General features: G+C 43.2%; 8 protein-coding genes. 4 read left to right on the top strand and 4 right to left on the bottom strand.

Features of this window, described 5'->3' with window-relative positions; all coding sequences use genetic code 11:
• Positions 1–133: 133 nt before the first annotated feature.
• The 3 genes from JMY06_RS10300 to rsmG form a co-directional block, all read right to left on the bottom strand.
• Positions 134–1258 (bottom strand): ParB/RepB/Spo0J family partition protein, encoded by a 1125-nt coding sequence (locus tag JMY06_RS10300; protein WP_201618188.1) that lies wholly within the window; start codon positions 1256–1258, stop codon positions 134–136.
• Between the two features lie 102 nt (positions 1259–1360).
• Complete coding sequence (locus JMY06_RS10305; RefSeq protein WP_201618189.1) at positions 1361–2140, bottom strand: ParA family protein; 780 nt, start codon at positions 2138–2140, stop codon at positions 1361–1363.
• Between the two features lie 33 nt (positions 2141–2173).
• A complete protein-coding gene (gene rsmG / locus JMY06_RS10310) occupies positions 2174–2836 on the bottom strand; it encodes a 16S rRNA (guanine(527)-N(7))-methyltransferase RsmG (protein ID WP_227672293.1) in 663 nt (220 codons plus the stop codon).
• A gap of 373 nt (positions 2837–3209) precedes the next feature.
• On the opposite strand from rsmG, the gene JMY06_RS10315 reads away from it, so the two are divergent.
• From JMY06_RS10315 to JMY06_RS10325, 3 genes are read left to right on the top strand one after another with little or no spacing between them, the layout of a single operon-like run.
• Complete coding sequence (locus tag JMY06_RS10315; protein ID WP_413786914.1) at positions 3210–5903, top strand: AAA family ATPase; 2694 nt, start codon at positions 3210–3212, stop codon at positions 5901–5903.
• A 58-nt stretch (positions 5904–5961) separates the two neighbouring features.
• A complete protein-coding gene (locus tag JMY06_RS10320) occupies positions 5962–7077 on the top strand; it encodes a helix-turn-helix transcriptional regulator (RefSeq protein ID WP_201618191.1) in 1116 nt (371 codons plus the stop codon).
• 55 nt (positions 7078–7132) lie between these two features.
• Entirely contained in the window at positions 7133–7786 is a 654-nt protein-coding gene (locus tag JMY06_RS10325) for a TerD family protein (RefSeq protein WP_201618192.1), read from the top strand.
• A 128-nt stretch (positions 7787–7914) separates the two neighbouring features.
• Here the strand turns inward: JMY06_RS10325 and JMY06_RS10330 are convergent, their stop codons facing one another.
• Positions 7915–8895, bottom strand: a complete 981-nt coding sequence (locus tag JMY06_RS10330) for an ion transporter (protein ID WP_201618193.1) — start codon at positions 8893–8895, stop codon at positions 7915–7917.
• A 626-nt stretch (positions 8896–9521) separates the two neighbouring features.
• Between JMY06_RS10330 and JMY06_RS10335 the strand changes: the two genes are divergently transcribed.
• Positions 9522–10154, top strand: a complete 633-nt coding sequence (locus JMY06_RS10335; RefSeq protein WP_201618197.1) for an OmpW/AlkL family protein — start codon at positions 9522–9524, stop codon at positions 10152–10154.
• Positions 10155–10312: the final 158 nt, after the last annotated feature.

Raw genomic sequence — 10312 nt, forward strand, 5'->3', positions numbered from 1 at the left:
CGATTATAGGCATATTTTCTTAGCGTATGCTAGGGACAATATATATATCGAAATCATAAGCTAATATAACTTTTGTACACCACTCCAATTTATACAACCTTAACTTCTACGCAAAACCATCGGCTAAAATAAATTAACCTTTCGCCTCTAACTGCTGAATTAAAGCAGCAAGCTGGTCTTGATTATGGAAGAATATCTCAACGCTACCTTGACCCTCTTTTTTATGTTTGAGCTTCACTTCTGCGCCTAGAGCATCCGTTAGACGTTGAGTCAAACGCTCAACATCGCGGCTTTGTGCTTGTTCAGTACGGTTGATTTTAGGAGCAGGGTGTAAGATGGATTTGACCAGCTTTTCGGCCTCACGTACTGTCATGCCACCATCGATTATTTTTTGGGCAATGATAGGCTGCTGCTCAGAAGATAGTGCTAGTAAGGTCCGCGCGTGGCCCATATCAAGGGTGCTGTTGGCCAAATGATCTTTAACCGTGTCATGCAATTGGTTAAGACGTAGCAAGTTCGATACCGTAGTACGCGCTTTGCCAACCACTTCTGCAATCATAGCATGACTCATACCAAATTCAGTATGAAAACGTTGCAGCGCCGCCGCTTGGTCAATCACTGATAAGTCTTCGCGTTGGATGTTTTCAATCAAAGCTAAAGCAATGGCCAGCTCATCAGATAACGCCCGTTCAATAGCAGGAATAACTGATTTTCCCGCCATTTTTGCCGCACGCCAGCGCCGTTCTCCAGCGATAATCTCATGGGTAACATCAGCCGTGCTTTTGTCTTCGCTTGCTAGTAATGGACGGATGACAATAGGCTGCATGATGCCATGTTGCTCAATAGACGATGCCAGTTCCATCAAAGCCGTCTCACTCATATCACGGCGCGGCTGGTATTTACCAGCTTGCAAGCGCATAACATCAATCTGTACTAGACTGATTTGGTCTTCAGCACTATCGCTATTCATAGTACTGTTACGAGAAGTGCTGTTACGCGATTTAATACTGTTACGCTTTTTAATATCATTGCTAGCCGAACGTGGTATACGGCTGCTAGCAGTAACAGATTTTTCGGCAGTTCTTGTTCTAGTGTCTGATGCTTGCGTCGCCACTTTTGCTGTCGTATCGGTCGGATTGGCATCACGCACAGCCATATCGTCTTGTAAGGCAGAGGCGGTAATTTGCTTTTCTTTTTTGATTGATCCCAATAAGGCATCTAAACCCCGATTGGCAGCCAATCCTCGTTTCTTCGCCATGATTACCTATCCTCTAACGCCAAAAAAAAGCCAAATGAGTATTAATAAGTGCTTACTTATAAATATAATAATTCGTTGTCTAGCTACTGTTTTTAAACCCAGTTAGCGGCTTTGTTTAATCACTTCATCCGCCAGCTTTTGATAGGCTCGAGCACCTTTTGACCATCTTTCATATGCCAATACCGGCATGCCGTGTGCGGGTGCTTCTGCTAAACGGATATTTCTTGGGATATGAGTTTTATACATGATATCGCCAAAATGTTTTTGTAGCTCAGCCGATACATCACGGGCCAAAGTATTACGCGCATCAAATAGCGTTCTAACAACACCGCGAATAGTTAGCTTAGGATTGAGCTCAGTTAGACGCTCAATCGTCTGTGACAAGTCCGCTAAACCCTCTAACGCATAATACTCGCATTGCATCGGAATAATAACGCCATCCGTTGCTACTAAAGCATTAATAGTCAGCAAATTCAAGCTCGGCGCACAGTCCATAATGATGTAATCATAAGGCTTTTTTTGTCCAGCAGCTTGGTCGGCAACCAATTCCGCCATTGCAGTCTTTAGCAACTCATGGCTATTAGTCTGCCCCATCAAAGTAATATCAATACCGGCTAACTCTCTATTGGTACCAATGACATCGAAGCCAGCTGGACTTTCTACAATAGCGTCTGCTAACGATACGCCATCAAGCAAAACATCCGCCATAGTCAAGGCCAAATCATTTTTATCGAGACCAGTACCGGTAGTAGCGTTACCTTGTGGGTCTAAATCAATCAGCAATACCCGTTTACGCTTAGCAGCTAGGCTAGCAGTCAAATTTACCGCCGTCGTGGTTTTACCAACGCCGCCTTTTTGATTGGCAATAGCTATGATTTCCATACATTCACTCAATTTAATTAATATAGTGCTAGCTTATATATTGTTGCGTGATAGCTCAATTAAGTGCCGGCTATCCTTTAGTCGTGGTACGTCTAGTTTAATGGCTTTAATCTGCCAAGTATCTTGTAGCGCTTGTAACTCTTCAGCATCTGGAGCTTTGCCTTTCATCGCACATAAATAACCCTTGTCCGCTAAACGTGGCTGAGCGGCTTCCACAAAATCTATCAGGCTAGCAAAAGCTCTGGATGTGACAACGTCGTATTGTCCTTCGTGGGCTTCAATACGTGCCGCAATCGGTGTTACATTGCTAAGCCCAAGCTCACTACTGACCTGTTTAATAAAACGGATTTTTTTCTGATTACTGTCTAAAGCGCTGCAATGTCGTTCAGGTTGGCAAATTGCGATAATCACTGCCGGTAGCCCAGCACCCGTACCGATATCCAACAAAGACCCAGCGGGTAAATGCGCTATAATAGCCAGGCAATCAATGACGTGCTTAATCAGCGCTTCTACGGGGTCAGTAATAGCAGTCAGATTATACGCTTTATTCCATAATAGCAGCTTATCTAAGTATAATAATAGCGTTCGCTGCTGCATATCACTGAGCGGTAGCTCTAATGTTTGCACGGCCTGTGCTAAGATATCAGCCAATACTGGCAGCTGAGCACCAAGCTTAACAAAACCAGTCGCATCCATATGAGAATGAGTATTGCTAGTCGTTGTAGCAGTGGACTTATTAGCAAAGAGCTTAGCAGATGCTGACATAGAACAAATTATCCCATTTTGGCGTGTAAACCGGCTATTTTATCATGTGCTCTGCAAGTTGAATAGTTACAGATTGCGCGAATGTCCGCCATCTTATACTATCTAGGGCAATATTAATGATTTATTCAGCCTTAATCACACTAAAACGTCATTAACCCTGCTATTAACTTTGCCATATCTAACTTTTGAGATGACCAACCATACGCCTATGACTGAACAGAAAAACGCCCTTATGACTCAAAACTTAACAGATATTGATAGTTATCAATCCACAGCAACTGCTACCAAAAAAACGGCAGCCCAAATGCCAGCGGTAGAGAATAATAAACAAGAGGCGCCGCATCCGATATTAGCGGAAGTTAATCAACGCTGTCTAATTACTGCTGAGCAGCTCAAGCGCTATAGCAACCCTGAAGAGCTGCCGATAGATACGCGTGCCGTACCAGATTTAAATGTTGGCTTTGGGCAACAACGGGCGATAAAAGCCCTACAAACGGCATTAGATATCCATGCCAGCGGCTATCACGTGTTTGCAGCCGGAGAGAATGGTCTGGGCAAGCGTACCATTATCACTCGCTTATTAAAGCGTATTGCCGCTGATGCACCGACCCCTGATGATTGGGTTTATGTGCATAATTTCGTTGACCCGCGTACCCCAGTGGCACTGCATCTGCCAGCGGGACAAGCCGTACAACTACAGCAACAAGTTAATAACTTGTGGCAACAAGCTAAAAAACGCTTAAACCAACGCTTTCGCAGTGATCATTATCAAAGTAAAATCGAAGCGATTAAAAATGCTACCCATCAAAAAGAACACCACGCCTATGACGCCTTAAATGCGGAAGGTAAACAATACGATTTGGCACTTACCTTTAGAGCGTTTGATAATAAAGCAGTATTTGTCCATCCTAGCGAACTGCCAACAGAAGATGGCATTAATAGTAATAGTAGTGATGCACAAAACAGTGATAATGATAAAAGAACCAGCAAAGATACTGCAAACAATCACGACCAAAATGATAATATTAGTAGTGACAATGATAATAATGAATACGAAGCTGAGCTCAATAACTTCGAGCAAAAAAACCATATGCAAAAGCGGCTTAATCAACTAACGATTGCTCTAGAGCAGTTAGAAGATGAGGCCAATGACGAGATTGAAGCGCTGCATCGCGATATCGCCCGCCGCACTCTCCAGCCCTTATTTACGCATATTCGTGAACAATTCAAAGATATTGCATCGGTTCTCGACTACCTACAAGCCATTTCTACCGATATGGTCTCCCATGTCGAGCGTATCGTCAATGGCGATGATGAAGAGTTTATTGCTGCCGTATTAGCCACAACGCCCAGCCGTTACGCAGTCAATGTCATGGTCAGCCATGAGCCTGATGGCGGCGCACCGGTAATCTTTGAAGACCTGCCCACCCATTTAAATTTATTAGGTCATGTTGAGCAAATCACTCAACTCGGCACCGTGACCACCGATGTTAGTATGATACGTGCCGGCGCATTACACCGTGCCAATGGCGGCTACCTGTTGTTAGAAGCCAGCCACGTGCTTGAATATCCATATGCATGGCAAGGACTAAAACGGGCCCTGCAATCACGCAAAATCAAGCTGTCGAGCCTTGAGCAAATGCTGACTTTAACCGGCAGCTTATCCTTAGCGCCCGCCCCGATTGACCTAGATATCAAAGTCATTTTGTTAGGGGAACCGGATTTATATTACGAATTATTAGAGCTAGAGCCGGAGTTCGATGCAGTCTTTAAAGTACGCGCTGACTTCCATGATGATGTCACTCGTACAAGCGAACACGAATTAGCACTGGTCACTAAAATGGCTGATATTATCGATTATGCCAAGCTCTATCCTTTTGATAGTAATGCCCAAGCGGCTCTGCTTGAACATTTGAGTTTGCAAGCGGAAGACCAAGATCGACTAAGTCTACATAGCGATCTCTTAATCAAACTTTTGCATGAGTCTAATCGCCACGCGCGCCTAGATGGACAGAGTATCGTTAATGCTAGTCACGTCACTCAAGCGATTAATGATATGGATGAGCGCTCAGGATATCTGCGCGACCTCTATTGGCAAGAGCTCAAAAATGGTCAACAGCTCATCAATACTCACGGTCACGCGGTCGGACAAATTAATGCTTTAACGGTAGTTAGCTATGCCGATAGTGAGTTTGGCATGCCAGCGCGCCTAACAGCAGTGATTCAGCCCAATGTCGGTACCGGTGAGATTCTTGACATTGAACGTGATGTCGATTTGGGCGGCAGTTTACATGCCAAAGGTATGCTGATTATGACCAGCTATCTACGCGCTTTATTCAGCCAGCATCATGCACTTAATTTTAGCGCCTCATTGGCCTTTGAACAAAGCTACGCTCATATCGATGGCGATAGTGCTACTGTGAGCGAAGCCTGCGCATTGCTATCAGCCCTAGCCAACGCCCCGATCAACCAAGCTTTTGCTATTACCGGCTCTATGAATCAGCTGGGTGAGGTGCAAGCGGTCGGTGGTATCAACGCCAAGATTGCAGGCTTTTTTGATGCCTGCCGTGAGCAAGAATTAACCGGACAACAAGGCGTGGTCATTCCCATGGCCAATGTGAAGCATTTAATGCTACGTGACGACATTATCGATGCCGTCGAAGCCGGGAAATTTCACATTTACGGCGTGCACACCCTCAGTGAAGCGTTAACGCTCATGACAGGATTGCCTATTGATACCATGAACAAAAAAGGCTGTTATCGTAAAGAGACTTTATTTGGCAAAGTATTGCAGCGTCTGATGCTATGGGATGAAAACCAAGATGCAGCAGAAAATGCTGAAGATAAAAAGGCCAAGAAAAAAGCCAAAAAGAAACGTAAAGCTAAGCGCCAGAAAAAAGACGATAAAAAGAAGAAAGAACCGGTGCTTGTAAATAATATTACAAAAGACGATAACTTAGAAAATGATAGTATAGAAAGCAATGAAGTAAAAAGGTAATTTAAATTATTTTTGATAGTGCTATAACTTAAGATTCATTTATATAGGTTATCTCTTAATGACTGTGCAAAAATCAACTGAACAACAAGCTAACGCCTCTACTATTATTGATACTAATATTGCGGATAAAGGCATTGCCGATACTGAGAGCGACACTGTGGCCAGCCGTCATGGCGCAGCAACTACCGCCCGGCAATGGCAAGTATTATCACAGCTACAGCGTAATCGCTGGGTCGGCACGACTCATGTTTATGAGCAGCTTATATTAGCCGGCTTTGATATTAGTTTGCGCACGGTTCAAAGAGACTTAAATGCTCTGGCAAAACGCTTTCCTATCGAAAAAAATAATGCCAATCCGCAAGGTTGGCGCTGGTGTGATGATGCGCCACTACAAAGCTTGCCACATATGAATTTGTCGCAAGCGGTTGCTTTTAATATGGTCGAAGCCAACCTGACTCAATTGCTGCCCCCTGCTATACTGGATGAGTTATTTCCCTGGTTTGATTTGGCGCGGCGGCAGCTTAAAGACAGTAAAGTTACACATTCATGGATTGATAGAGTGCGTATAGAACCGGCAACTCAGCCCTTAATCGCCCCGCATATTGATTTGAACAGTAAAGACAATATTTATCATGCCCTATTTTATCAGCTACAAATTAACGCTTGCTATACCCGCAGCAATAAAACAGAAGCCAGCAAATATATTCTAAACCCCATTGCTATCATTCAGCGCGGCGTCGTCATTTATTTATTGGCGACTCGCACCGATGATCCAGAGGCTATTATTCGTACCTTTGCCTTGCATCGTTTTACTAGCGTTGAATTATTAGATAGCGTCGCGCAAACGCCCGCTAACTTCCAACTTGACAGCTATTTGGATGGCGGTAGCATGGGCTTTACCCATCCACTGCTCAGCCAATTACCCGACCACGGTAAAAATACGGTTATCGAACTACACTTTACCAAAGTAGCAGGCAGAAGCCTCACAGAAAGTAAACTGAGCGACGACCAAACGGTCACTATCAACAGCGATGATACCCTTATTATTAAAGCCAGTGTGAACCTGAATTCACAATTGGTGTGGTGGCTGCGCGGTTTTGGCAAAGGGTTATTAGATGCTAAGCCGCCGTTATTGTATCAAGCGGTATTGGATAACGCTTTCCAACAAGAATAGAAATAAAAAATAATGATCCATTAAAAAAACAACATAATCATAAACAAGGAATATTATGTCAACCACTCCTTCATCATCGCTAGTTTCAGACAGCTTAACGGCTCTTGGCTTAACGGCTGACACTTTATTTTTTGCCTTAAATTATGATTTTACCCCCACCAAACCTAAAGGTATGCTGAAGCGCTTTAAAGAAAATCAGGGCGCGATTGATCTTGACCTAGCGTGCGTGCTATATGATGACGATTGCACCATAAGCGATTTGGTATGGTTTAAGCAATTGCGCGATAAGACGGAATCGGTGCGCCACCAAGGTGATAGCCTAGACGGTAGAGACCGAGGCGAGCAAGCGATGTATCATGCACCGCTAGACCAAGAACAAATCCGCCTGTATTTGGATAAAGTCCCAGCACACATTAACCACATCGGTCTCATTGCCAGCTCATACTTTGGGCAACCATTCACTGCCGTCGACAAGGGTGAAATACACCTTAGTGATGATGAGGGCAACCGCGCTTTTGAAGTCACTTTAAAACACCTACCTAACGACTGTAACTCGATTTGGATAGCCAGCTTACGCCGCGAAGTTGATGATTGGCACTTAACGCTACAAAACTTACCATTATCAGCCACTGACCTGCAAAAAGCGGCACAGCAAGTTGCTCATGAGCTTGCTCGCGCTCTGCCAACACCGCAAACAGCGCGCGGATAATAAGACGTTAATCATTTATTAAATAAAGAAAGGGAAAATAAGCCAATCATCGGCTTATTTTCCCTTTCTTTATTCTATTACCAGTTATCACCCTAGGCATCATTTCTAGAGCTTTATTTTTTAGGAATTTACTCTAGCGCCTCTCCACAATGCGGACAAAAATTCTTTTTACGCACTTCTTTTTCGCGACGATCAAGCTCTTGCTCACGTAATACTTGTAGCACGATATCTTGCGCCTGCTCTTTATCCAGTCCCAGCTCACGACGAATCTTATCTATCATGCTTTGGTTCTGTACCAAATCAAAGTCACCATCGACCAAGTACTCACGGAATTGCTGCTCCAACTCATCACGACGTTGCGCAAGCTCATTGGCCAGTCCCGTGGCTAAAATACCAGCAGGCAGTGCTGCCAAACCCACACCCAAGATGGTAATGACCGCACCCAATATCTTACCCGCACTAGTAATAGGCGTTACATCTCCATAACCAACGGTTGTAAGCGTGACCACCGCCCACCACATGGCTTTCGGTATCGATTCAAACTCCTCCGGCTGCGCATGGTTCTCTACCAGATAAATACCACTAGATGCCGTTACAATCATAATAATTAAAATAAAAATAACCGCCTGAAACGAGCCTTTTTCTTTGCTAATCACCACCAATAAAATGCGCATCGAGGCAAAATAACGGGTCAGTTTTAGAATTCTAAATAGACGTAAAATCCGTAAGAAACGTAAATCAATACTGACAAAGAAGTTCAAAAAGGCTGGGGCAATAGCAATTATATCAATCAACGCCGACGGACTCTTAAGCCACTGCCAACGCTGACGCCATGTCGTGTTATCAGGTTTAGCTTCAGCCACACTCCATAAGCGCAGCAAATACTCAATAGAGAACACCACGATAGAAAAGTTTTCAAAATGGGTAAAGTAGCTTTGGTAAGGGTAATACCACTGATCGACAGACTCAAAGATGACTGCTGCCACATTGGTCATAATCAAAAAAATTAAGAAATAATCAACGTAACGACTGAACAGAGTGTCATGATCGTCATTTTGCAAAATATTATAGACAAAATGACGAAAGCGCCGTATAGACTGGAATAGCATGCCGTCCCTTAAGGGTATAACACCGATAGCATATTGGTTAATTCATAACTCTAAGTTTTAGAGCTTTGAATTAACCAATATGCTATAGCGATAATGAAGATGAAGGTGTCAAAATTGATAATAGCGGCAATTATACAAAATTTGCGTAGTGAATGTAGACCAATACCAGCAATAACAATAACGTAAGGCCCAAACCTAACTGCAAGATTCGCTGTTCTATCAGCAAGCTACTGCTTAGACTGTTAGAAGGCACCAATGACATTCCGCACTGCAGACAGATATTGTCTGCACAATTTAATACTGCCATTGAGCGTGCGTGGTAACAGCGTAGTGGTGAATTACTACAATAGCCCGTCATATATTATCACCACCTTTGTTATAAATACTGTCTCTTATCGTTAGACTTTTAATTGGAATATTGATAAGCATTAATCACGAGGCCTGTAAATTTTTTATAAATAAGTTTCACTTTCCTATCTAATTCACTACTGTTTGTAAGGAATATGTATTATAATCTTTCCAAGAGATTAGCTGTCATTTTATGGCTATAACTTTGCCAATCAGTAACGGATGTCATCCCTCATCTGTACTACTGATAATCATTGATTACGTTAAGGAACCAAATGATGAAACTACAATCCCTAGTTTTAGCTACTGCCGCTGCACTTACTATGACTACTGCTATTGCTGTGCCTGCTGGTACTTGGTCAGTAGCTGCCGGTGCTCACTATGTTGACCCTAAAAGTGATAATGGTAATGTAACTGTAGGCGGTGATAAATTCTCTGTTGATGTTGACGGCGATGTACGTCCAACAGTCAGTGGTGAATATTTTATCGCTAATAACGTAGGTATCGAATTACTAGCTGCGATTCCATTTCATCATGACTTTACATTAACTAATGCAGATGGTGTTAAAGTTAGTGGAAAAACCCAGCATTTGCCACCTACTCTTTCACTACAATATCACTTTGATGGCTATAACATGCCTATGAATGTGAAGCCATTTGTTGGTGTTGGTGTGAACTATACGACTTTCTTTAAAGAAAGAGTTGCTACTGGGGGTGATTTAGATCTTGATGATAGCGTTGGCGTAGCTGGCCACATCGGTCTTGATATTCCATTTGCACCAACTGAATCTTTCCGTATCGACGCCCGCTATATGGACATCAAAACAGATGCTACCTTAGATGGTAACGATATTGGTGAAATCGATATCAGCCCTTGGGTTTACGGCGTTGCTTTTGTAAAACAGTTCTAGGGCGTGTCATCAATTAGAAAGTATATTTTAGAATAAGTTATACTTATTTATGTTTAGGAACATGAGACTAGCGACCATGATAAGACGGCATGCCCTACGCGATGACCAATGGGAACGAATTAAAGACATTCTGCCTGGTAAATCAAGTGACGTCGGAG

Source organism: Psychrobacter urativorans (assembly GCF_904846675.1).
GTDB classification, from domain to species: Bacteria; Pseudomonadota; Gammaproteobacteria; order Pseudomonadales; family Moraxellaceae; genus Psychrobacter; species Psychrobacter urativorans_B.

What these genes read in the sequence shown, in the direction of transcription:
- JMY06_RS10300 (WP_201618188.1), bottom strand. Translation starts at nt 1,258, where the DNA reads ATGGCGAAGAAACGAGGATTGGCTGCCAATCGGGGTTTAGATGCCTTA.
- JMY06_RS10305 (WP_201618189.1), bottom strand. Translation starts at nt 2,140, where the DNA reads ATGGAAATCATAGCTATTGCCAATCAAAAAGGCGGCGTTGGTAAAACC.
- rsmG (WP_227672293.1), bottom strand. Translation starts at nt 2,836, where the DNA reads ATGGATGCGACTGGTTTTGTTAAGCTTGGTGCTCAGCTGCCAGTATTG.
- JMY06_RS10315 (WP_413786914.1), top strand. Translation starts at nt 3,210, where the DNA reads ATGCCAGCGGTAGAGAATAATAAACAAGAGGCGCCGCATCCGATATTA.
- JMY06_RS10320 (WP_201618191.1), top strand. Translation starts at nt 5,962, where the DNA reads ATGACTGTGCAAAAATCAACTGAACAACAAGCTAACGCCTCTACTATT.
- JMY06_RS10325 (WP_201618192.1), top strand. Translation starts at nt 7,133, where the DNA reads ATGTCAACCACTCCTTCATCATCGCTAGTTTCAGACAGCTTAACGGCT.
- JMY06_RS10330 (WP_201618193.1), bottom strand. Translation starts at nt 8,895, where the DNA reads ATGCTATTCCAGTCTATACGGCGCTTTCGTCATTTTGTCTATAATATT.
- JMY06_RS10335 (WP_201618197.1), top strand. Translation starts at nt 9,522, where the DNA reads ATGAAACTACAATCCCTAGTTTTAGCTACTGCCGCTGCACTTACTATG.